At 70.7% G+C, this 22,361-nt stretch carries 17 protein-coding genes; 10 read left to right on the top strand and 7 right to left on the bottom strand.

Translation table 11 applies throughout. The annotated features are described in order from the left end of the window. The first annotated feature begins 74 nt into the window (after window positions 1–74). Genes ACWFRU_RS20220 through ACWFRU_RS20210 form a run of 3 tightly spaced genes read left to right on the top strand, consistent with a single transcriptional unit; the run spans window position 75 to window position 2,502 of the window. A complete protein-coding gene (locus tag ACWFRU_RS20220; protein ID WP_453688785.1) occupies window positions 75–971 on the top strand; it encodes a 3-keto-5-aminohexanoate cleavage protein in 897 nt (298 codons plus the stop codon). A gap of 35 nt (window positions 972–1,006) precedes the next feature. Continuing rightward, window positions 1,007–1,999 carry a 3-hydroxyacyl-CoA dehydrogenase NAD-binding domain-containing protein gene (locus ACWFRU_RS20215; protein WP_453688783.1) on the top strand — a complete coding sequence of 331 codons (993 nt, stop codon included), beginning with the start codon at window positions 1,007–1,009 and terminating at the stop codon, window positions 1,997–1,999. Further along, window positions 1,996–2,502, top strand: a complete 507-nt coding sequence (locus tag ACWFRU_RS20210; protein ID WP_453688781.1) for a thioesterase family protein — start codon at window positions 1,996–1,998, stop codon at window positions 2,500–2,502. Before ACWFRU_RS20215 ends, ACWFRU_RS20210 begins: the two co-directional genes overlap by 4 nt. On the opposite strand, the gene ACWFRU_RS20205 is transcribed toward ACWFRU_RS20210, so the two are convergent. After that, window positions 2,499–3,803, bottom strand: coding sequence for an MFS transporter (locus tag ACWFRU_RS20205; RefSeq protein WP_453688779.1), 1,305 nt, complete (start codon window positions 3,801–3,803; stop codon window positions 2,499–2,501). The two genes, ACWFRU_RS20210 and ACWFRU_RS20205, sit on opposite strands and share 4 nt — an antisense overlap. 91 nt (window positions 3,804–3,894) lie before the next feature. After that, window positions 3,895–4,773, bottom strand: coding sequence for a hypothetical protein (locus ACWFRU_RS20200; RefSeq protein ID WP_453688777.1), 879 nt, complete (start codon window positions 4,771–4,773; stop codon window positions 3,895–3,897). 175 nt (window positions 4,774–4,948) lie between these two features. On the opposite strand from ACWFRU_RS20200, the gene ACWFRU_RS20195 reads away from it, so the two are divergent. Next, on the top strand, window positions 4,949–6,295 hold the full coding sequence (locus ACWFRU_RS20195; protein ID WP_453688775.1) for a 6-phospho-beta-glucosidase: 1,347 nt from the start codon (window positions 4,949–4,951) through the stop codon (window positions 6,293–6,295). 94 nt (window positions 6,296–6,389) lie between these two features. Here ACWFRU_RS20195 and ACWFRU_RS20190 read toward each other — a convergent pair whose 3' ends face one another. After that, window positions 6,390–6,827 carry a VOC family protein gene (locus tag ACWFRU_RS20190; protein WP_453688773.1) on the bottom strand — a complete coding sequence of 146 codons (438 nt, stop codon included), beginning with the start codon at window positions 6,825–6,827 and terminating at the stop codon, window positions 6,390–6,392. A gap of 115 nt (window positions 6,828–6,942) precedes the next feature. Here ACWFRU_RS20190 and ACWFRU_RS20185 point away from each other — a divergent pair, with 115 nt between their 5' ends. After that, window positions 6,943–7,332, top strand: coding sequence for a (2Fe-2S) ferredoxin domain-containing protein (locus ACWFRU_RS20185; RefSeq protein ID WP_453688771.1), 390 nt, complete (start codon window positions 6,943–6,945; stop codon window positions 7,330–7,332). Window positions 7,333–7,367: 35 nt separating this feature from the next. On the opposite strand, the gene ACWFRU_RS20180 is transcribed toward ACWFRU_RS20185, so the two are convergent. Continuing rightward, window positions 7,368–7,883, bottom strand: coding sequence for an FBP domain-containing protein (locus ACWFRU_RS20180; protein WP_453688769.1), 516 nt, complete (start codon window positions 7,881–7,883; stop codon window positions 7,368–7,370). Window positions 7,884–8,008: 125 nt separating this feature from the next. Further along, a complete protein-coding gene (locus tag ACWFRU_RS20175; RefSeq protein ID WP_453688767.1) occupies window positions 8,009–8,941 on the bottom strand; it encodes an NADP-dependent oxidoreductase in 933 nt (310 codons plus the stop codon). A 312-nt stretch (window positions 8,942–9,253) separates the two neighbouring features. Between ACWFRU_RS20175 and ACWFRU_RS20170 the strand changes: the two genes are divergently transcribed. Continuing rightward, window positions 9,254–11,857: a glycoside hydrolase family 3 protein gene (locus tag ACWFRU_RS20170; RefSeq protein ID WP_453688765.1), complete on the top strand. Its 2,604-nt coding sequence runs from the start codon at window positions 9,254–9,256 to the stop codon at window positions 11,855–11,857. Here the strand turns inward: ACWFRU_RS20170 and ACWFRU_RS20165 are convergent. Together ACWFRU_RS20165 and ACWFRU_RS20160 are read right to left on the bottom strand one after the other, a co-directional pair. Beyond that, the gene (locus tag ACWFRU_RS20165) at window positions 11,854–12,576 is read right to left on the bottom strand and encodes a TetR/AcrR family transcriptional regulator (protein ID WP_453688763.1); all 723 of its coding nucleotides are present in this window, start codon (window positions 12,574–12,576) and stop codon (window positions 11,854–11,856) included. The two genes, ACWFRU_RS20170 and ACWFRU_RS20165, sit on opposite strands and share 4 nt — an antisense overlap. Window positions 12,577–12,665: 89 nt before the next feature. Continuing rightward, window positions 12,666–13,850: a serine hydrolase domain-containing protein gene (locus ACWFRU_RS20160; protein WP_453688761.1), complete on the bottom strand. Its 1,185-nt coding sequence runs from the start codon at window positions 13,848–13,850 to the stop codon at window positions 12,666–12,668. A gap of 204 nt (window positions 13,851–14,054) precedes the next feature. On the opposite strand from ACWFRU_RS20160, the gene helR reads away from it, so the two are divergent. The 4 genes from helR to ACWFRU_RS20140 all read left to right on the top strand — a co-directional run bounded on the left by helR (window position 14,055) and on the right by ACWFRU_RS20140 (window position 22,236). After that, window positions 14,055–16,220 carry an RNA polymerase recycling motor ATPase HelR gene (gene helR / locus ACWFRU_RS20155; RefSeq protein WP_453688759.1) on the top strand — a complete coding sequence of 722 codons (2,166 nt, stop codon included), beginning with the start codon at window positions 14,055–14,057 and terminating at the stop codon, window positions 16,218–16,220. A 202-nt stretch (window positions 16,221–16,422) separates the two neighbouring features. Further along, window positions 16,423–18,480, top strand: a complete 2,058-nt coding sequence (locus tag ACWFRU_RS20150; protein WP_453688757.1) for a phosphocholine-specific phospholipase C — start codon at window positions 16,423–16,425, stop codon at window positions 18,478–18,480. A gap of 103 nt (window positions 18,481–18,583) precedes the next feature. Continuing rightward, window positions 18,584–21,172: a valine--tRNA ligase gene (gene valS, locus ACWFRU_RS20145; RefSeq protein ID WP_453688755.1), complete on the top strand. Its 2,589-nt coding sequence runs from the start codon at window positions 18,584–18,586 to the stop codon at window positions 21,170–21,172. Between the two features lie 65 nt (window positions 21,173–21,237). Further along, entirely contained in the window at window positions 21,238–22,236 is a 999-nt protein-coding gene (locus ACWFRU_RS20140) for a phospholipid scramblase-related protein (RefSeq protein WP_453688753.1), read from the top strand. The last annotated feature ends 125 nt before the right edge of the window (window positions 22,237–22,361 follow it).

Genomic DNA, 22,361 nt, shown 5'->3' with positions numbered 1-22,361 from the left:
GAGCTACGGCAGTACCCCCGCAACAACCCCCGCAACACCTGCATCAACACCCCACCCCCGAGGGAGAGTTCGCCATGCCCGTGAACCAGGACGTCATCATCACCGCCGCGCTCACCGGCGCGGGCGACACCGTACGCAAGAGTCCCCACGTCCCCGTCACCCCCGAGCAGATAGCCACCTCCGCCGTGGAGGCCGCCGAGGCCGGCGCCGCCGTCGTGCACATCCACGTACGCGACCCCGAGACCGGCGACCCCTCGCGCGACCCGCGTCTGTACCGCGAGGTCGTCGAGCGCATCAAGGAGACCGGCACTGACGTCGTCATCAACCTCACCGCGGGCATGGGCGGCGACCTGGTCATCGACCCGGTCGAGCCGCTGAAGGAGCTGGGCGGGCTGCCGGGCACCGACCTCGTCGGCGGGCTCGACCGCCTCCCGCACGTCGAGGACCTGCTCCCCGACATCTGCACCCTCGACTGCGGCTCGCTCAACTTCGGCGACAACCTCTACATCTCCACCCCCGACATGCTCCGCCAGGGCGCCAAGCGCATCCAGGAGCTGGGCGTACGGCCCGAGTTGGAGATCTTCGACACCGGACAGCTCTGGTTCGCCAAGCAGCTGCTCGCCGAAGGGCTGCTCGACAACCCCACCGTCTTCCAGCTCTGCATGGGCATCCCGTGGGGCGCCCCGGCCGACCCCGGTGTGCTCCAGTCGATGGTCAACATGCTCCCCGAAGGCGCCCAGTGGGCCAGCTTCGCGCTCGGCCGCATGCAGATGCCGTGGGTCGCCCAGTCGATCCTGCTCGGCGGTCAGGTCCGCGTGGGCCTAGAGGACAACCTCTACCTCGGCAAGGGCAACAAGGTCGGCAACGCCCAACTCGTCGAGCGGGCCGTGCAGATCACCGAGAACCTCGGCTCCCGTGTCGCCACGCCGGACGAGGCGCGCCAGAAGCTCGGCCTCAAGCCCCGCGCCTGACCTCCGCCCCCCCCACGACGAGTAGGACCCCCTCCATGAACGACATCACCACGCCCCCCGCCCCCTGCGCCCCCGAAGACGTGCGCCGTATCGCCTGCGTCGGCGCGGGAGTGATCGGCGGCGGCTGGGTCGCCCACTACCTCGCCCGCGGCTACGAGGTCACCGCCTGGGACCCCGCCCCCGACGCAGAGCAGAAGCTGCGCCGCCTGGTCGACGCGGCCTGGCCCGCGCTGACGCAACTGGGCCTCGCGGAAGGCGCGTCACCCGACCGCCTCACCGTCACCGCCACCCTCGAAGAGGCCGTCGCCGACGTCCAGTTCGTGCAGGAGAGCGCCCCCGAGAAGCTGGAGCTCAAGCGCGATCTGCTGGCCCAGCTGGACGCCGCGGCGCCTGCCGGAGTCGTCATCGCTTCCTCGACCTCCGGCTACCCCATGACCGACATGCAGACCACGGCCGCCGACCCGGGCCGCCTCGTCGTCGGCCACCCCTTCAACCCGCCCTACCTGATCCCGCTGGTCGAGGTGGTCGGCGGCGACAAGACAGCGGCACACGCGGTCACGTGGACCTCCCGCTTCTACGAGGTCGCGGGCAAGTCCGTGATCACCATGGCGAGCGAGGTGCCCGGCTTCATAGCCAACCGCCTCCAGGAAGCACTGTGGCGCGAGGCCCTGCACATGGTCGCCAACGGCGAAGCCACGGTGAAGGAGATCGACGACTCGATCACCGAAGGCCCCGGCCTGCGCTGGGCGTTCATGGGCCCCATGCTCACCTTCGCGCTCGCGGGCGGCGAGGGCGGCATGGCCCACATGCTCGACCACTTCGGTCCGTCCCTGAAGTCACCGTGGACCCGCCTGGAAGCCCCCGAGCTCGACAAGAAGCTGTACGACGCCGTGGTGGCCGGCTGCGACGACGCGGCGGAGGGCAGGACCATCGCCGACCTGGTCGCAGAGCGCGACCAGGGAGTCATCGACGTACTGCGGGCGACGGGCCGCCTGCCGCAGCAGCGCGCAAAGGAGGACACCAAGTGAGCGAGTCCGTGCCTTTCGAGCCCCTGCCGCCCCTCCACCGGACCGTACGGCCGGAGTGGATCGACTACAACGGCCACATGAGCGAGGCGTTCTACGTCCTCGTCTTCGGCTACGCCACCGACGCCATGATGATCGAGACCGGCCTGCACGAGGGCTACCGCGAGTCCACGGGCTGCTCCCTCTACACGGTCGAGGCGCACATCCGCTACCTCGACGACGTGGCGGAGGGCGCCCACCTCGCCGTCCGCACCCGCATCCTGGGCGCGGACGCCAAGAAGGCCCGCTTCACCCACGAGCTGTACGTGGTGGAGGAGCCCGAGGCGGCCATCGCCCCGGACGCGACCCCGGTGGCGACCACGGAGCTCCTGGCTCTCCACGTCGACCAGAACGCGGGCAGGTCGGCGCCTTTCCCGGAGGCGATCCAAACCCACCTGCAGACCCTCACGGAACCGGCCCCGCAGTGGGCGGGCCGCTCGATCGCCGAGGTACCGAAGGCGAGTTAACGCTCCAGTTCCTTGTGGGCCGATTCCGGGAGCTTGAGATACACCGCCGATGACGCGAGGCAGAGCACGGCCACGTACCAGGGGAAGAGGCCCGGGTTGCCGATTTCCTTGAACAGGGTGCCCATGTACGGGGCCGTGCCGCCGAACAGGGCGACGGTGAGGGAGTACGGGAAGCCGATTCCCGCGGCGCGGACGTGGGCGGGGAAGACCTCCGCGTTCACGGCCGCCGAGATCGACGTGAAACCGGTGAGCAGCACCATGCCCGCGCACTGCACCATCAGGAGCGAGCCGAACGAGCCGTTCAGGGAGCGGAGGAGCGGCACGCTCAGTACGGCGAAGCCGATTCCGAAGAAGAGCAGGAGCGGCCTGCGGCCGAAGCGGTCGGAGAGCAGTCCGCCGACCGGCTGGAGCAGCGCGAAGAACGCCAGGGAGAGCGTGCCGGACAGCAGGGCCTGGCTCTTGCTGATGTCGGTGTTCAGCTCGGCGTACGTCGGCAGGTACGACGTCCACGTGTAGTACGCGATCGTGCCGCCGGCCGTGATGCCGCAGATCAGCAGCGACTGGCGCGGATACTTGCGCAGCGCGTCGAACAGGCCGGGACGCTCGGACGCGTCCTCGGGCGTCCGGTGGGTCTCCTGGGCGCCCTGCCTGATCCAGAAGCCGACCAGGCTGAGCACCGCGCCCACGATGAACGGCAGCCGCCAGCCCCAGCCGTCCATCTGCCCGTCGGAGAGCATGGCGACGAGCAGCGCCGCCACACCGGACGCGGCGAGCTGGCCCACGCTCGTCGACACGTACTGGAAGCTGGAGAAGAGCCCCCGACGGCCGGGGCCGGCGGACTCCACGAGGAACGTCGTCGATGCCGCGAACTCGCCGCCCACGGACAGGCCTTGAAGCAGCCGGGCCAGGACCAGGACGACCGGAGCGAGCACCCCGACGGACGCGTACGTCGGCGTCAGGCCGACCAGCAGGCTGCTGCCGCCCATCAGCAGAATCGTGACGGTCAGCGCGGCCCGCCTGCCGCGCCGGTCGGCGACCGCGCCCATGAGCAGACCGCCGACCGGCCGCATGAAGAACCCGACGGCGAAGACGGCGAACGTGGAGAGCAGCGGTACGAGGGAGTTGCCCGAGCCCTTGGGGAAGACCTGGTCGGCGATGTACGTGGCGAGGAACGTGTACGCGTACCAGTCGTACCACTCGACGGCGTTGCCCACCGACGCGGCGAGCAGCTGCCGTATCGGGCGGCGGGGCTGAGCGGGGCGCGTCTCGGACACGGGGTCGTGCCGGTGTTGCTGTGTCATGATCGCGACCATCCCCCGCCCGGCCCCTCCGCACACGTCCGGCGTGTCGAGGGTGTGTGCAGGTCAGCCAGCCATGGTGAGCGGGCTTTGGTCAGCCGGTCGTCGGCTTGTACGCGTACACCGACGTCGTCACCAGGCACGGGACCGGCGGCACGACCTCGGCGCGCAGCGTGCGCCGCGCGGAGTCGTAGTCGACGCCCTCCGTCTCGAACGTGCCCCGGCACAGGCTCCGTTGCGGGACGGCGAACAGGCTCGTGACCTTGCCCGTCACGGGCTTCCCGTCGAGCGCGCGCTCCAGGTCCACCTGGAGGACGGGCCGGTCCTCGGGCCACAACTCCTTCGAGGCGTCGTTGGACGCGCACACGAGGCGGGTGTTGGAGACGAAGTCGCAGCCCTGGATGTCCCGCACCGGCTTGTCGAGCGAGATGTGACCGGCCTGGGGGAGCGCGCCACCGGTCGGCGGGGTCGAGGAGTTGAGGAGCGGGGCGGGAAAGACCTGGAGACGGTTCTGGTCACCCCACTCGCCCGACACCAGCCACTGGTTGCCGGGCGCGACGGCCGCGAAGGAGTTGTTCAGCTTCTCGCCCGCGTCGAGCTGGTGCTCGTAGAGGTAGCGCTTGCCGCCCGGCGTCGTGACCGCGAACATCTTCGACTTCGCGCCGTCACCGCCCTGGTAGGCGTCGACGGTGTGGCCGTCGGCTATGTCGGGGTCGCCGACGTGGCTCCAGCCCTTGGCCCGCAGGTCGAGCGGGATCGAGCCGAGGCCACGGTAGAGGAGACTGCCGTCGGCGCGGCTGGCCAGGCCCTGGCTGCCGGTGAGGGAGTTGACGGACGAGACGCCGGTCTCCTGCCAGCCGCCGGGGGATCTGGGGGCCGTGTCCGCCGATGCCGCGGAGCCGGTCGACACGGCCAGCGCGAGGGCGCCGAGCAGGGCCGCGGATGCCTTCGCGGACGTCTTGAGGGGTGTCATCGGTGCGCTACCTCCGTGGGGGGTCGATCGCTGCCGGGCAATCGTACGTAACGTGACCTCTGTCGACGGGTGAGTTCTGACAGGTCGACAGATGTGCGTGGGCCGGCAGCCAGGTGTTCCGACGGCAGCCAGCTGTTCCGACGGAAGGTGGTTGAGACGTGAAGGTGGTTGAGACGTGAAGCTGGTCATTCTCGGTGGCGGCGGATTCCGCGTCCCGCTCGTGTACGGCGCGCTCCTCGGCGACCATGCCGAGGGCCGGGTCACGGAGGTCGTCCTGCACGACCTGGACGCGGGTCGGCTCGGTGCGGTCGCCCGTGTGCTGGCCGAGCAGGCCGCCGGGGTGCCGGACGCCCCCGCCGTGACGGCCACCACCGACCTGGACGAGGCGTTGCGGGGCGCGGACTTCGTCTTCTCGGCGATCCGGGTGGGAGGCCTGGAGGGACGAGCGGCCGACGAGCGGGTGGCGCTCGCGGAGGGTGTCCTGGGCCAGGAGACGGTCGGCGCGGGCGGTATCGCGTACGGCCTGCGGACCGTGCCCGTCGCCGTGGACATCGCGCGCCGCGTACGACAGCTCGCCCCTGATGCCTGGGTCATCAACTTCACCAACCCCGCGGGCCTGGTCACCGAGGCGATGTCCCGGCACATCGGCGACCGTGTCATCGGCATCTGCGACTCGCCGGTGGGCCTGGGGCGCCGGGTGGCACGCATGCTGGGCGGCAACCCCGACGAGGCGTTCATCGACTACGTCGGACTCAACCACCTGGGCTGGCTGCGCGGACTGCGGATCGCGGGCCGCGACGAGCTGCCGCGCCTGCTCGGCGACGCGCGGATGCTGGACTCGTTCGAGGAGGGGCGGCTGTTCGGCGCGGAGTGGCTCCAATCACTGGGCGCCATCCCGAACGAGTACTTGCACTACTACTACTTCAACCGCGAGGCGGTCCGCGCCTACCAGGAGGCGGAGCAGACGAGGGGCGCCTTCCTGCGCGACCAGCAGGCGCGCTTCTACGAGCAGCTGGGCCGTGACGACGAGGTGTCCTCCGCGCTGAAGGCCTGGGACGCCACGCGTGCGGAGCGGGAGGCCACGTACATGGCCGAGAACCGGGAGGCCGCGGGCGTCGGCGAGCGTGCCGCCGAGGACCTCGAATCCGGTGGCTACGAGAAGGTCGCCCTCGCCCTGATGCGGGCGATCGCGCGGGACGAGCGGACGACGCTGATCCTCAACGTCCGCAACCGTACGACCCTTTCGGCGCTGGACGCCGACGCGGTGATCGAGGTCCCGTGCTCCGTCGACGCCAACGGCGCGCACCCCATGGCAGTGGACCCGCTGCCGGGTCACGCGACGGGGCTCGTGTGCGCGGTGAAGGCGGTGGAACGGGAGATCCTGGCGGCGGCGGAAAGCGGCTCACGCGCGACGGCGGTGAAGGCGTTCGCCCTGCACCCGTTGGTGGATTCCGTGGCGGTGGCGCGCCGGCTGGTGGAGGGCTACAAGGCGGTGCACCCGGGGCTTGCCTACCTCGGGTGAGTCGGAGCGTCGGGAGGGGAGGGAGTGGCGGGCGGTCGGCGACGGGCGGCGGGTGACGTGAGACGGGCGTCGGGCGTCGTGAGACTTGCGAGGGTCATACCAAGCAGAACTCGTTGCCTTCTGGGTCGGCCATCACCATGTGGTCGGGTTTTCCTTGCAGCTCGTGCTGCCGGATCACCGTCGCCCCCGCCGCGGTCAGCCTCTCCATCGCGGCGACGACCCGGGGCCAGCGGATGTCCCAGGGAGTCTCGCGGCCACCGCCCACCCGCACGTCCAGGTGAAGCCGGTTCTTGACCACCTTCGGCTCCGGGACCTTGAGGAAGGAGAGGGTGGGTCCCAGGCCGTCCGGGTCCAACAGATAGGCACCTTCGTCCCACTCCTCCTCGGGGACGTCGTGGTGCGCCAGCCAGGCCTCCCAGCTGTCGAAGCCGGCAGGCGGCGGCTTCGGCGCGTAACCGAGCGCAAGCGCCCAGAACTTGGCCAGCTCGCGCGGCCGCGCGCAGTCGATGGTGACGGTCCAGTGAACGGCCATGAGCGCTCTCCCTCGTCCGCGGATCTTTCCCGCGTACCTCTGCGCGGGTCGCGTTGCATCGAGCGTGCCACGAGGGTCTGACAACCGGGCTTGGGCGGGCTGAGATGATCACTGGATGAGCCCCGTCATCTCCATCGGATCCGCCGCCGCCCGCCCCTGCACCCTGGTCGTGTGCCGAGGCTGCTGCTGCGGCAACTCGCGGAAGCATCCCGGAACGGACCACGACTGGCAGCTGGCGCGGATGCGGGCCGCCGCCGCGGAGTCGGCGGGGCGGTTCGCGGTGCGCACGAGCGAGTGCCTCGGGCCCTGCGGGCAGGCGAACATCGTCGTCGTCCAGCCCTCGCGCGAGGGGCGCAGGCGCGGCGGCCGGGCCGTCTGGATCGGCTTCGCCATGGACGACGACTCGACCGACGAGATAATCGCGTGGGCGGAGGCGGGCGGACCGGGAGTCGCGGCACCGTCGGCGGCACTGACTCTGCAGGTGGTGGACCCCCGGCAGACGTGAGGGCGAGGGGCGAGGAGGCGGGGAGGGGCAGCGGTTCAGGCCGCCGCCGACGACCCTGCCAGAACCTTGTCGACGAAGCCGTGCAGGTTCGCCACGGTGCGGGCGTTCTGCTCCTCCAGGCTGAGGGTCTCCTCGAAGCGGCGGGCTAGGGCCGTGGTCTTCTTCCCGCGTACGTAGAGGGAGCAGGCGAGGTCGGCGCAGATGTAGATGCCGACCGAGTTGCCCTGGCGGCCCGCGGGGCCCGAGAGGGGTGCCGCGAGCAGCGTGATGCCGGAGCCGGACTGCGGGGTCACGCAGACGGAGCAGATGCTGGACTTGAAGAGGCTCTTGCGCGCACCGGTCGAGGCGCGCAGCGCGATGCCCACGTACGCGCCGTCCCGCTCGGTCACGATGTAGCCCCGGTCCGGGGCCTTGGGGTCCCGCCACCCGAGGAAGTCCAGGTCGGACCAGGGAGTCTCCTGAAAGCCCGCGGGGAGCGTGAGTCTGCGGGCCTCGCCCTTGGAGCAGTTGACGAAGGCCGCGCGGATCTCTTTCTCGCCGATAGGTTCCATGATTCGAAACGTATCAACGAGAACAGGACCCGTCCTCCCCTTTTTCCCCCACCCAAACCCTCCGCCCCGGCTTCCCCCGCAGCCCCGCAGCCCCGCAGCCCCACCCCCTCCCACAGCCCACAGGCTCAGCCAGGCACCTCAATCACGACCTTGCCCCGTGCATGCCCGGCCTCCACCGCCCGCAACGCCTCGTCCGCCCGCTCCAGCGGGTACGTCGCCGTCACCTGTGGCCGCAGCACCCCGTCCACGGCCAGTCGCGCCACCGCGTCCAGGACCTCGCTGGTCCGCGCCCGTGCGACCGCCGCCCCGCCCAGTTCCCCGACCGTCTCCTTGGCGGCGGCCGTGATCAGCTTCCCCTCGCGGTCAGCGAGCGGCAGCAGGGAAGCCACCGCCACCAGATCCTCGCCGCCCACCAGGTCGAAGATCGCGTCGATGTGCCCGTCCGGCGCAGCGGCCCGCACCCGTTCCGCCAGGTCGGGACCCGGCGGTACATGGACCGCGCCCAGGGACTCGACGAAGTCCTTCTTGCCCGCGCTAGCCGTGCCCACGACCTGGATGCCGAGGTGCCTCGCCAACTGCGCCGCCGCCACGCCCACCCCGCCGCCGACTCCGGTGATCAGCAAGGTGGCCCCAGCCGGCAGATTCAGCTGACGTACCCCGTCGTACGCCGTCGCCACGGCGACCGGCAGCGCGGCGGCTTCCGCGAACGTCAGGTCGTCCGGCTTGTGCGCGGCAAGGGAGGCGGGCAGCAGGGTGTACTCGGCGTAGCCGCCCGTGTCCGGGTTGCCGAACACCGCGTCGCCGACCCCGAAGCCTTCGGCTCCCGGACCGACCGCCTCGACCACGCCCGCGACCTCGCTCCCCAGCACCTCGGGGAACGCGGCGGGCGGTGCCCCCGGCCTCCGCTTGCCCGCGCGCAGCTTCCAGTCGACCGGGTTGACCCCCGCCGCCCGCACGGCGACCAGGAGTTGTCCCGGACCGGGCTCCGGTGGGTCCTGATCGACGAAGGCCTCCACTTCAGGGCCGCCGAACCGCGTGAATACGTACGCCTTGGACATGTGCTCCCTCGCTTCGAACCGTGAACTTCGAGCCGTGAAACCTGAGCCCTGAACCCAGAGCCGTCAACCCTGAGCCCCGTCCGCACTCCCAGGACGGAGCACCTAGGACGACCGCCACGCTCGCCCCGCTATTCCCCGTCCAGAAAACTGAACGACCTCCAAAGTTTTGCCGACGCGAGCATTGACCTTAAGCGTTCAACCAATCAAGACTCAGGCCCCACAACACCGCACTGGCGCGGGTGACGCATTCAGCTCTTGGCGTCGCGGGCCCAGTTCGGCACGCCCAGAGCCGCGTTCGGAGGCCATTTCGCCATGCCTGCCACCACACGTCGTGAACTCATGAAGCAACTGGGCGGCACCGCGGCCGCCTTCGCGTTCGTCGCCGCCGCCGGCCCGCTCGCCGCGGCGACGCCCGCCACCGCCGTCGCCGCCGCCGGAACGCGAACTCCCGCCTCCCCGGGCGCGGCCGCCGCCACGCGCCGCGTCCGGGGGCTCATCGCCCGCCTCACCCTCGACGAGAAGATCAGCCTCGTCCACGGCGCGACCGACCCGCGCAGACTGGGTCAGGCCGGATACCTGCCGGGTGTCGAGCGCCTCGGCATACCGGAGCTGCGCCTGAGCGACGGCCCCGCCGGCGTGAACGTCACGAAGTCCGCGACCGGCCTCCCGCCGGTCGCCACACTCGGCTCCTCCTTCAACCTCGCACTCGCCCGCCAGTACGGCGAGGTCATGGGCCGCGAGGGTCGCACCCTCGACATGGACGTCCTGCTCGCCCCACAGATCGAGCTCTCCCGTACGCCCTTCTTCAGCCGCAACAAGGACCAGTCCGGCGAGGACCCCTACCTCAACGGCCTGATCGGCGCCGCCCAGGTCGAGGGCGTCCAGGCGCAGGGCATGCTCGCCCAGGCCAAGCACTTCCTCGCCAACAACCAGCGCCTGCACGAGTTCGACCGCGAGAAGCCGGAGAACTCCTACGACTTCGTCGTCGACGACCGCACCCTGCACGAGCTGTATCTGCCCGCCTTCGAGGCCGTCGTCCGCGCCGGAGTCGCCTCGGTGATGTCGGCGTACAACCACCTCAACGGCAAGTGGAACTCCGAGCAGCGCACCACCCTCACCGACATCCTCCGCGGCGAACTCGGCTTCGAGGGCTTCGTCACCTCCGACTGGGGCGCCACCCACTCCACGGCCGCGCTCGAAGCGGGCCAGGACATGCAGATGTGGGACGGCTCGTTCTACGGGGAGCCCCTGAAGAAGGCGATCAAGGACGGTTCCATCCCCGAGGCGGCCCTGGACACCGCCGTCTCGCGCATCCTCGGCCGGTACGACGCCTTCGGCATGCTTGACGGCAGCCGCGTCCCCGCCCACAAGAAGATCGACGTCAGGGCCGGAGCGCGCGTGGCCCGCGAAGTCGCCACCCAGGGCGCGGTGTTGCTCGCCAACGACGGCGGCCTCCCGCTCTCGAACGCCGCGTTGCGCGACCTCGCCCTCATCGGCCCGACCGCGGGCCAGGTCGCCACATCGGTCTCGGGCGAGCGCGCGTACGGCTTCGAGGACCGCCTGGTCAGCCCGCTCGACGCCCTGCGCCGCAGCACCAAGCGGAAGATCGCCTACGAGGTCGGCGTCGACCTCACGGGCACGGCCGTGCCCGCGTCCGCCTTCCCGAAGGGCCTGACGCGCAAGGGCAGCGGCGCGAACAGGACCGACCAGAACGTCGACTTCGTCGGCGACAAGGCGCTCCCGGTCGGCACGACGGCCGAGTGGACCGGCACCTTCGTCCCGCCCACCACCGGCGAGTACGCGCTCAAGATCCAGGGCTGGGGCGCCGCCGTCTCGCTCAGCCTCGACGGCAAGGAACTGACGACGGCGGCCGGCGCCCGCGACAGCTTCGCGCGCAAGTGGTCCTCGATCGTCCCGACCACGGACGGCCTCGACAACGGCCAGGCCGACCCGATCGAACTGACCGGCGGCAAGTCCTACCAGGTCGTCGTCAAGGCCACCGGGTGGGCCGCGACCATCGCCGAACGCGGCCCGGTCCAGGTGCGGTTCGCCTGGGTGACACCGCAGCAGCGCACCGCCTCGATCGCCGCCGCGGCACGGCTGGCCCGGCGCGTCCACACACCCGTCGTCTTCGCCTTCAACGGCTCGGGCGGATCGGTGGGCGGCAGCGGCGACTTCACCACGCTGACGCTCCCCGCCCACCAGGACGAGCTGATCACGGCCGTCGCCAGGGCCAACCCCCGTACGGTCGTCGTCCTCACCACCGGCTGCCCGGTGACGATGCCCTGGCGCCGCGAGGTCGGCACGATCCTGCACACCGGTTACGTCGGCCAGGAGGGCGGCTGGTCCACCGCCGACCTGCTCACCGGCCGTGCGAACCCGGGCGGCAAGGCCACGGTGACCTGGCCGAAGAAGGACACCGACCACCCCACCCTGGACCCGGCCCACCCCGAGCGCTACTACGGCGTCGACGGGGTGGTCACGTACAGCGAGGGCATATTCACCGGCTACCGAGGCTTCGACAAGGCGGACATAGAGCCCCTCTTCCCCTTCGGCCACGGCCTGTCCTACACGGAGTTCGGCTACCGCGACCTGTCCGTGCGCAGGGCGGGCGAGGGGTACGAGGTGTCGTTCACGGTGACGAACCGGGGGCGGCGCGCGGGTGCGGAGGTCCCGCAGGTGTACGTGGGCGCCCCGCGCGGCGCCGCCGTCGAGATGGCAGTCAAGACGCTGGCCGCCTTCGACCGCGTCGAGTTGCGCGCAGGGGAGTCGCGCCGGGTCAGGGTGCGGATCGCCGAGCGCCAACTGTCGTACTGGGACACGGACCGCGGCCACTGGGTGCGCCCCGAGGGACGGCGCACGGTGTACGTCGGCTCTTCGTCCCGCGACATCCGGCTGACGGGGGTCGCCCGCTAGGGGGCGGGCGGGGGCGCGGCCCGGGGGAGCCGCTCCGCCTCGGCCGGCTCACCAAGTCCCTTGCCGTCCATGGCGAGGGCTTGGGTGAGCCGGTCCAGGTACGCTCGGTACAGCCCGACGAAATCCAGGCGCCCTTCGGCGATGGCCCACTGCACCTGGAGCCCGTCGGACACGGCGAGGATCTCCCGCGCGACGCTCTCCGGCTCGATCTCGGGCTTCAACTGCCCGGCTGCGACCGCACGTTGCAGCGCTGAGGCGAGATAGTGCGCGACGCGTTCGTACCGCTCGGCGAAGTAGGCGTGCGCGGGGTGCGAGGGGTCGCCCGCCTCCGCCGACAGCCTGGTGTAGAGCTCGATGAGGCCCGGCTGGGTGAGGTTGTACGCGGCCAGCGCGAGGACCTCCCGGAACAGCGCGCGCACGTCGTCACCGGGGTCGGGGGCGGGGCCGGAGCCGGTGTCGGGGCCGAGCCGCCCGAACGTACGGACCGTGCGTTCCTCGCGGGCTTCGAGCACCGCCATCAGGAGGCGCTGCTTCGACCCGAAGTGGTGGGTGATGACGGTGGCGGAGGTCCCCGCCTCCTCGGCGATCTTCGCAAGCGACGAGTTCAGATAGCCCGCCTTGGCGAAGAGCGCGAGAGCCGCGTCGATGATGGCCGCCCTGCGGGAATCGGCGGCGGCGTACTGCCCTGACGGGCGGTGGCGGGGGGTGCGCTGCTCCATGGGGGCAGATTACGTTCCCCCGAGCCCTCACCCCCGACACCCCAGCCGCCGCCCCCCGGCGGCGACTCCCACAGCCAGCCCCCGGCCCCCTACTTCAGCCCGCGGTACAGCGCCCCCACCAGATGCACGCTCCGCAGATCCTCCCCGGAGGTCCCGCCGCCCATCCGGTTCATCACGTACGCGTATGAAACACGGTTCTCGGGATCGGTGAAGGCGTAGGACCCGCCCGCGCCCCCATGTCCCACGGCCCGCGGGTTGGGTCCCGCCTGCCCGTACCGGTTCAGCATGTAGCCGAGCCCCCAGTCCCACTTCTCGCCCCACGCCGTGCCCGCCGCGAGCACCAGGTCCGGCTCGTCGGGCTCGCCCTGCCGCGTCCGGAGCCGCTCAAGTGCCCCGGAACTCAGCAGCTTTCCGCCGCCCAGCGCCGCGTACACCGTCGCGAGCCCCCGCGCGGACGCGTGCCCGTTGGCCGCGGGGATCTCGGCGCAGCGGTAGGCCGCACTGTTCACGTTGCCGACGGGCAGGTACTGCAGGGCGAGCGTGACGACGGCCATCGGGTGGGCGTCGATCGAGGCCACCGGTGGCGCGGGCGGAGGAGCCGAGCCGAGCGCGCTGCGCGGGCCGTCCGAGGCGAGCGGCCTCACCATGTTCGCGCACCGGCCGTGCTCGCTCTCCGGAGTGCCCACGTACACATCCGCGCCGAGGGGACCCGTGACCTCGCTGTGCAGGAACGTGCCGAGCGAGACCCCGGTGATACGCCGGACCACCTCACCGACCAGATAGCCGAAGCTCAGCGCGTGGTATCCCTGTGCCGACCCCGGCTTCCACCACGGCGGTGTCGCGGCCAGCGCCCCGCACACCTTCTCCCAGTCGTAGAGGTCGTCCGGCGTCATGGGCTCGCGCGGCGCGATCACCCCGGAGCGGTGGCTCAGAAGCCAGCGCACCGGGATGTCGGCCTTGCCCTCCTGGGCGAACTCCGGCCAGTAGCGGGCGACGGGCGCGTCCAGGTCGAGCTCGCCCCGGTCGGCCAGCAGATGCGCGCACAGCGCGGTCATCCCCTTGGTCGTGGAGTACACGTTCACCAGCGCATCGCGCTCCCACGCGCGCGTGCCCGTCTTGTCCGCGTCCCCGCCCCACAGATCGACGACGAACTCACCGTCGACCGTCGCCGCGACGGAAGCCCCGAGATCGCCCCGCTCGGCGAAGTTGCGCTCGAACTCCTCGCGTACGCCCTCGAATCCCGGGGCGACGGTTCCATGGATGCGTGCGGTCATGACTCTCCTCGATCGCTGGAAGCGCCGGCCTGGAAGGAGACGAGCGGGAGGCAGGGCAGGAGGCAAAAAAAGAAGGCAAGGAGGTGTTCCCACTCCTTGCCACTCTTAATTTATAGCGCAGTGGGGGGCTTGCGGCAAGGCCCCGGTCGTCCCGCACAATCGCAGGCCTAAGCCCACGACCTGCGAAAACGGGAGATCCCTTAAGTGCCTGCGTTGCTGACCGCGTTCGACCTTCCCGCCCGCCTCGCCGCCAAGGCCGACCCGGCGCTGATCGCCCGGGACGAGCAGCACTTCGCGTCCGTCGCACAGACCCTCGAGGAGACCGTCGCCGAGGTTTCCGCACGTCTCGACGACCTGCGCAGGGCGCCCGGCGGCATCGGCCGTGAGGCGATGGACCGGGACCTGGAGATCCACCGCCTGTCCGGCCGCCTGCGCACGCTGAGCCGCTTCGGCCTCGACCTGTGCCTCGGGCACATCGTGACCGCGGACGACCCCGAGCCCGTCTACATCGGCAGGCTCGGCCTCACCGACAGCGAGGGCCGCAGGCTGCTGCTCGACTGGCGCGCCCCCGCGGCCGAGCCGTTCTTCGCGGCGACCCACGCCGACCCGATGGGGCTGGCGAGCCGCCGCAGATACCGCTGGACCGACGGCCGGATCAGCGACTACTGGGACGAGGTGTTCACCGCCGACGGGCTCGACGGGCACGCGGCGCTCGACGACCAGTCCGCCTTCATCGCCAGCCTTGGCGGCAACCGCTCGTCGCGGATGCGCGACGTGCTCGCCACCATCCAGTCCGACCAGGACGCCATCATCCGGGCGGGCTCCCGCGGTGCTCTCGTCGTCGACGGCGGTCCGGGCACGGGCAAGACCGTCGTCGCCCTGCACCGCTCCGCCTATCTCCTCTACTCCGACCCGCGCCTCGGGCACAGCCGGGGAGGCGTGCTGTTCGTGGGCCCGCACCGGCCCTACCTGAACTACGTCGCGGACGTCCTGCCCAGCCTCGGCGAGGAGGGCGTGCAGACCTGCATCCTGCAGGACCTGGTCGCCGAGGGAGCCACGGCAGGACCCGAGAGCGACCCGGAGGTGGCCCGCCTGAAGTCGTCCGCGGACATGGTGAAGGCGATCGAGAAGGCCGTCAGGTTCTACGAGGAGCCGCCCACCAAGGGGATGACGGTCTCGACCGACTGGGCCGACGTGCGGCTGACCGCCGACGACTGGGCGGAGGCCTTCGACGCGGCGGGACGCGGCACACCGCACAACGAGGCGCGTGAGCAGATCTGGGAGGAGCTGGTCGCGATCCTCCTCGACAAGATCGACGGCGATGTCCCCGGCGAGCTGTTCGAGCGGTCGCTGCGGCACGACGAGGAGCTGGTCACCACCCTGCACCAGGCGTGGCCGCTGCTCGAAGCGGCCGACGTCGTCGGGGACCTGTGGTCGAACTCCGCCTACCTGCGGATGTGTGCCCCCTGGCTCGACCGGGACGAGGTGCGCACGCTGATGCGCAAGGCGGCACCCCAGGCCTGGACGGTCTCCGACCTGCCGTTGCTCGATGCGGCAAGGCAGCGGCTCGGCGACCCGGAGGCGGCGCGGCAGAAGCGTCGGCACGAGGCGATCCTCGCCGCCCAGCGCGAGCAGATGGCGCAGGTCGTCGACAACCTGATCGACGCCGCGTCCGCCTCGGGCGCCGACGGCGACGACGGTGAGGGTCTGGTGACGATGTTGCGTGGCCAGGACGCGCAGGTCAGCCTGGTCGACGAGTCCGAGCTGCCGCCCGGTGACCCGGACCGCCTCGCGGGACCGTTCGCGCACGTCGTCGTGGACGAGGCCCAGGAGCTGACGGACGCGGAGTGGCAGATGCTGCTGCTGCGCTGCCCGTCCCGGAGCTTCACCATCGTCGGCGACCGCGCGCAGGCACGGCACGGCTTCACGGAGTCGTGGCAGGAGCGTCTTGAGCGGATCGGGCTCGACCGGGTCGAGTTGGCTTCCCTGAGCGTCAACTACCGCACGCCGGAAGAGGTCATGACGGAGGCCGAGCCGGTCATCCGGGCCGCGCTCCCGGACGCCAACGTGCCGACCTCCGTCCGCAGCAGCGGCATTCCCGTGACGCACGGGTCGGTGACGGAGCTGGACAAGGTCCTCGACGGCTGGCTCGCCGCCCACGCCGACGGGGTCGCCTGCGTCATCGGTGATCCCGGCTTCCAGGAGACGTCCCGTGTCCGGTCACTGACCCCGGAGCTGGCGAAGGGGCTCGAGTTCGACCTGGTCGTCCTCGTCGACCCGGACAAGTTCGGCGAGGGCGTCGAAGGCGCGGTCGACCGCTATGTCGCGATGACCCGCGCGACCCAGCAGCTCGTCGTCCTCACGAGCTGACCGGGGCGTTGCCGGGCATGTCGGTGCACTTACGTCACACAGGGCGATTTGGGCCCATAGGTTCAGGCCTTGTGTCCTTCCCGCCAAGGGTTGGACTTCTCTTCACATCCAGGTCACGGGCCCTTCCCTGATCCTTGCTCCCCTTGACACACTGCACCCGCTCGCGTCCCCCACACCCCACACGACGAGGTCGAATCCACTCATGCCAGAACTCAATCGGCGCCGGTTCATGCAACTCGCCGGAGGCACCGCGGCATTCGCGTCGCTCTCACAGAGCATCGCCCGCGCCGCCTCTCTGCCCGCACAGCGCCGCTCCGGCTCCATCGAGGACGTCGAGCACGTCATCGTCCTGATGCAGGAGAACCGTTCCTTCGACCACTACTTCGGCACGATGAAGGGCGTACGCGGCTTCGGCGACCCGCGCCCCGTGACCCTGCCCAGCGGTAAACCCGTCTGGAACCAGTCGGGCGGCGGCAAGGAAGTGCTGCCCTTCCACCCGGACGCCGAGGACCTCGGCATGCAGTTCATCGCGGGCCTCGACCACGACTGGGCGGGCGGCCACAGCGCTTTCAGCAACGGCAAGTACGACAACTGGATCGCCGCCAAGTCCGAGCGGACGATGGCCTACCTGACGCGCGACGACATCCCGTTCCACTACGCCCTCGCCGACGCGTTCACCGTCTGCGACGACTACCACTGTTCGTTCATGGGGGCCACCGACCCCAACCGCTACTACATGCTGACGGGCCACGTCGGCAACGACGGCAAGGGCGGCGGACCGGTCCTCGGCAACCAGGAACTGGGCTACGACTGGACGACGTACGCCGAACGCCTGGAGCAGGCCGGAATCTCCTGGAAGGTCTACCAGGACATCGGCGACGGCCTGGACAAGGCCGGACACTGGGGCTGGATAGACGACGCCTACCGTGGGAACTACGGCGACAACTCGCTGCTCTACTTCAACAAGTACCGCAACGCCAACCCCGGCGACCCCCTCTACGACAAGGCGCGCACCGGCACCAACGTGAAGGCGGGCGACGGCTACTTCGACATCCTGAAGGCCGACGTGAAGGCCGACAGGCTCCCGCAGGTCTCCTACATCGCCGCCCCCGAGGCCTTCACCGAACACCCCAACTGGCCGGTGAACTTCGGCGCCTGGTACATCGCGCAGGTCCTCGACGCGCTCACCTCCAACCCCGCCGTATGGGCGAAGACGGCGCTGTTCATCACGTATGACGAGAACGACGGCTACTTCGACCACGTGGTCCCGCCGTACGTCCCCAAGGACGCCAACCAGGGCAAGTCCACCGTCGACACCACGCTCGACTACTTCCCGGGCAACGCGCAGTACGCCGCCGGACATTACGGCCTCGGCCAGCGCGTCCCGATGGTCGTCGTCTCGCCGTGGAGCACCGGCGGCTTCGTGAACTCCGAGGTCTTCGACCACACGTCGATCATCCGGTTCATGGAGAAGCGCTTCGGCGTCCGCGAGCCGAACATCTCGCCGTGGCGGCGCGCCATCTGCGGTGACCTGACCTCCGCCTTCGACTTCGCGGGCAAGGACACCGACCCGGCGACGCTGCCGGACACCGACGCCTACGAGCCGCCGGACAACGAGCGCCACCCCGACTACGTGCCCAAGGCCCCCGCGAAGGCGAACCTGCCCAAGCAGGAGACCGGCTCCCGGCCCGCGCGCCCGCTGCCGTACGCGCCGCTGGTGGACGGGGCCGGGACGCCCGCCGACGGCAAGTTCACGCTGACCTTCGGCGGCGGCGAGGCCGCGGGCGTCTGCTTCCACGTGCGCTCCGGCAACCGTACGGACGGGCCCTGGACGTACACCACGGAGGCCGGCAAGCAGATCTCCGACACCTGGAACACGGCGTACTCGAAGGGTGCGTACGACCTGTCGGTGTTCGGGCCCAACGGCTTCCTGCGCGTCTTCAAGGGGCCCGGCAAGAAGGCGGGCCCTGAGGTCACCGCCCGGCACGACAAGACCACCGGAAACCTCAGGCTGACGCTGCGGAACGCGGGCACCACCGACGTGAACCTCAGCGTCTCCAACTCCTATGGCGGCGCCGCCCAGACGTTCAAGGTGAGGGCGGGCGGCACCGTCGAGCACACCGTCGATCTGCGGGCGAGCAAGCGCTGGTACGACGTGACGGTGAAGTCCGACGCGGACGCCACCTTCCTGCGCCGCTTCTCCGGGCACGTGGAGAACGGCCAGGCGGGCGTCAGCGACCCGGCGATCATCTCCGCCTGACACACGCGGCGGCCTCAGGAGCGCGGGCACCTGGGGCCGCCGCCGCTCCGGCCGCGAAAAACAGCAGGCCCCCGCACCCCGCCCGCGCTTAGCATGCGGAGGCATGACCTTCCCCCATCGCACCAGCGCGGACGGCGCTCCCGACAGGCCTTCTCTCGACGGGCTCGAGGAGAAATGGTCGAGGCGATGGGACGAGTCGGGCGTATACGCCTTCGACCGCACCAGGACGCGGGAGGAGGTCTTCTCCGTCGACACCCCGCCGCCCACGGTGAGCGGTTCATTGCACGTCGGGCACGTCTTCTCGTACACGCACACCGACGCCGTCGCCCGCTATCAGCGCATGCGCGGCAAGGAAGTCTTCTACCCGATGGGCTGGGACGACAACGGCCTGCCGACCGAACGCCGCGTCCAGATCCACTTCGGTGTCCGATGCGACCCCGCGCTGCCCTACGACCCCTCGTTCCGGCCGCCGGAGTCACCGCCGAAGAATCAACTGCCCATCTCGCGGCGCAACTTCATCGAGCTGTGCGAACACCTCACCACCGAGGACGAGAAAGTCTTCGAGGATCTGTGGCGGCTGCTCGGCCTGTCCGTCGACTGGTCGCGTACGTACCGGACGATCGGCACCGAGGCGCGTGCCACCGCGCAGCTCGCGTTCCTCAACAACCTGGCGCGCGGCGAGGCGTACATCGCCGAGGCGCCCACCCTGTGGGACATCACCTACCGCACGGCCGTCGCGCAGGCCGAACTGGAGGACAGGGAGCGGCCCGGCGCCTACCACCGGCTCACCTTCCACGGCCCGGACGACCGGCCGGTCGCCATCGACACCACCCGGCCCGAACTGCTCCCCGCCTGTGTCGCTCTGGTCGTCCACCCCGACGACGAGCGCCACAAGGGCCTGGTCGGCTCGACGGTCCGCACCCCGCTCTTCGGCGTCGAGGTGCCCGTCGTCGCTCACCGTGCCGCTGTCCCGGACAAGGGCACGGGCATCGCGATGATCTGTACCTTCGGCGACACGGCCGACGTCACCTGGTGGCGTGAACTGCGGCTCGCCACGCGGCCGGTGATCGGCTGGGACGGCCGCTTCCTCGCGCAGCCGCCGAGCGGTGTCGAATCGGCGGAAGCCGTCGCCGCGTACGCGAAGCTGGCGGGCGCCACCGCGCACACCGCACGCGAGCGGATCGTGGAACTGCTGCGCGCGAGCGGCGAGATGGAGGGCGAACCACGGCCCGTCACCCACGCCGTGAAGTTCTACGAGAAGGGCGACCGGCCCCTGGAGATCGTCACCACCCGGCAGTGGTACCTGCGCAACGGCGGCCGCGACGCAGGCCTGCGGGACGAACTCATGGCGCGCGGGGCCGAGTTGACCTGGCATCCGCCGCACATGCGGGTGCGTTACGAGAACTGGGTCGGTGGCCTGAACGGCGACTGGCTGGTCAGCCGGCAGCGCTTCTTCGGCGTCCCGATCCCGGTCTGGTACCCCCTGGACGGTGACGCCCAGCCCGACCACACCCGCCCGATCGTCCCGGACGCCTCCGCCCTGCCCGTCGATCCGAGCGCGGAAGCACCGCCCGGCTATGAGGACGCGCAGCGAGGCGAGCCGCACGGCTTCACCGGCGACCCGGACGTCATGGACACCTGGGCCACCTCTTCGCTCACCCCGCAGATCGCCGGCGGCTGGCGCTCGGACCCGGACCTGTTCGCGCGCGTCTTCCCGATGGACGTCCGGCCGCAGGCCCACGAGATCATCCGTACCTGGCTGTTCTCGACGGTGGTGCGTGCCCACGCCGAGCAGGGGAAGCTGCCGTGGCGGCATGCCGCGATCTCCGGCTGGATCCTCGACCCGCACCGCAAGAAGATGTCGAAGACGAAGTCGAACGCGGTCACGCCCGGGGACCTGCTCGTGCGGCACGGTTCGGACGCGGTCCGCTACTGGGCGGCGAGCGGGCGGCCCGGCACGGACACGGCGTTCGACGTCGGCCAGATGAAGGTCGGCCGCCGTCTGGCGACCAAGCTCCTGAACGTCGGCAAGTTCGTGCTGAGCCTCGACGAGGGGCCCGGACCGGCGGACCCGGCTCCGGCCACCGAACCCCTGGACCGGGCGGTGCTCGCCGAACTCGCCGCCACCGTGGAGGAGGCGACCGCCGCCTTCGACGACTTCGACTACGCGCGGGCCCTGGAGCGTACGGAACGCTTCTTCTGGCGCTTCTGCGACGACTACGTGGAGCTGGTGAAGGCGCGCGCGTACGGCGACCAGGGCGAGGACGCGGGGACGCGGTCGGCGCGCGCGACGCTGCGGACCGTTCTCGACGCGCTGGTCCGCCTGTTCGCACCGGTCCTGCCCTTCGTCACGGAGGAGGTGTGGTCCTGGTACGCCGAGGGCTCCGTCCACCGCGCCGCGTGGCCCGCTCCCCGGGCCCCTGAAGGAGCGGACGCCTCGGTCCTGTCGACGGCCTCGGAGGTCATCGCGGCGATCCGCAGGGCGAAGTCGGAGGCCCGGCTCTCCATGCGCGCGGAGGTCGCGGAAGTGGTGGTCTCCGGACCGCGCGCGAGCCTGCACCGCTTCGGCCTCGCCCAGGCGGACGTGCGGGCCGCGGGGCGGGTCGGGGCCGTGGAGATGCGCGAGGGGGAGACGCGGGAGGGGGAGACGCAGCTGAGGGTCGAGGTGCGCGTAGGGAATCAACCGCGGTGAGTCAGGTGTCACAGGGGGCGCGAGGGGCTGGCGAAGCGCCCCCGTTCGCGGGGTAGTGTGCCCGGGTGACAACGCAATCGAACACTCCTGCAGGCTGGTATCCGGACCCCCAGGGCGCGCCCCAGCTGCTGCGCTGGTGGGACGGTTCCCAGTGGACCCAGCACACCAACCCGGGCCAGCAGGCCGGCGGCCAGCAGGCGCAGGCCCAGCAGGCGCAGCCGCAGCAGGTCCCGCAGCAGCAGGCTCAGCAGCCGGCCCAGCCGCAGGCCCAGGCCGCGTACGGTCAGCCGCAGGCCCAGTTCGGCCAGCAGCAAGGGCAGTTCGGTCAGCAGGCGGTCCAGCAGCAGGCTCCGCAGCAGGCCCACTACGGCCAACCCCAGCAGGGGGCCCCGCAGGCCGACCCGGCCAAGGTGCAGCGGCAGGTCCAGCAGCAGGCGGGTGTCACGCCCACGGCGCAGGGCGGCGGCTCGCTCTTCACCGAGCCGGTCCTGGTCGTGAACCAGAAGGCCAAGCTCATCGAGCTGACGAACGAGTACAGCGTGATGGACCAGGCGGGCAACACGCTCGGCTCGGTCGTGCAGGTCGGTCAGAGCACGCTGAAGAAGGTCGCGCGCTTCGTCTCCAGCGTCGACCAGTTCATGACGCACAAGCTCGAGATCCGTGACGCGTACGGTCAGCCGGTGCTCAACCTGACCCGCCCCCGCAAGTTCATGAAGTCGCGGGTCATCGTCGAGCGCCCCGACGGCCAGCCGATCGGTGAGATCGTCCAGCAGAACATGATCGGGAAGATCAACTTCGCGATCATGGTGAACGGTCAGCAGGCCGGCGCGATCAAGGCCGAGAACTGGCGCGCCTGGAACTTCTCGATCGTCGACCACGCGGACAACGAGGTCGCCCGGATCACGAAGACCTGGGAAGGCCTCGCCAAGACGATGTTCACGACCGCGGACAACTACGTCCTGCAGATCCACTACCAGCTGCCCGAGCCGCTCCTGAGCCTCGTCGTGGCGACGGCGTTGACGGTGGACACGGCGCTGAAGCAGGACTCGCGCGGCTTCGGGTGAGGTTGTTCCGCACGGAAACGGTGTTGGGGCGCGTCCTGGATCCAGGACGCGCCCCCACACCGTTTTAGGGGAAAAGATGCGGTCGGGGGGGGCGACATTGGGGGTGAAGTTGAGCGGGGCGGGGT

The sequence above is a fragment of the Streptomyces sp. NPDC055099 genome (genome assembly GCF_053607685.1).
The sequence above is the reverse complement of the archived record's forward strand: the minus strand, read 5'-3'. Positions and strand labels throughout refer to the sequence as shown.

Bases quoted from the DNA above. Each gene is read 5' to 3' on its own strand.
- ACWFRU_RS20160 (WP_453688761.1), bottom strand. From the start codon at position 13,850: ATGACCGCACGCATCCATGGAACCGTCGCCCCGGGATTCGAGGGCGTA.
- ACWFRU_RS20205 (WP_453688779.1), bottom strand. From the start codon at position 3,803: ATGACACAGCAACACCGGCACGACCCCGTGTCCGAGACGCGCCCCGCT.
- ACWFRU_RS20175 (WP_453688767.1), bottom strand. From the start codon at position 8,941: ATGTCCAAGGCGTACGTATTCACGCGGTTCGGCGGCCCTGAAGTGGAG.
- ACWFRU_RS20215 (WP_453688783.1), top strand. From the start codon at position 1,007: ATGAACGACATCACCACGCCCCCCGCCCCCTGCGCCCCCGAAGACGTG.
- ACWFRU_RS20190 (WP_453688773.1), bottom strand. From the start codon at position 6,827: ATGGCCGTTCACTGGACCGTCACCATCGACTGCGCGCGGCCGCGCGAG.
- ACWFRU_RS20200 (WP_453688777.1), bottom strand. From the start codon at position 4,773: ATGACACCCCTCAAGACGTCCGCGAAGGCATCCGCGGCCCTGCTCGGC.
- ACWFRU_RS20220 (WP_453688785.1), top strand. From the start codon at position 75: ATGCCCGTGAACCAGGACGTCATCATCACCGCCGCGCTCACCGGCGCG.
- ACWFRU_RS20150 (WP_453688757.1), top strand. From the start codon at position 16,423: ATGCCAGAACTCAATCGGCGCCGGTTCATGCAACTCGCCGGAGGCACC.
- ACWFRU_RS20185 (WP_453688771.1), top strand. From the start codon at position 6,943: ATGAGCCCCGTCATCTCCATCGGATCCGCCGCCGCCCGCCCCTGCACC.
- ACWFRU_RS20165 (WP_453688763.1), bottom strand. From the start codon at position 12,576: ATGGAGCAGCGCACCCCCCGCCACCGCCCGTCAGGGCAGTACGCCGCC.
- valS (WP_453688755.1), top strand. From the start codon at position 18,584: ATGACCTTCCCCCATCGCACCAGCGCGGACGGCGCTCCCGACAGGCCT.
- ACWFRU_RS20170 (WP_453688765.1), top strand. From the start codon at position 9,254: ATGCCTGCCACCACACGTCGTGAACTCATGAAGCAACTGGGCGGCACC.
- ACWFRU_RS20180 (WP_453688769.1), bottom strand. From the start codon at position 7,883: ATGGAACCTATCGGCGAGAAAGAGATCCGCGCGGCCTTCGTCAACTGC.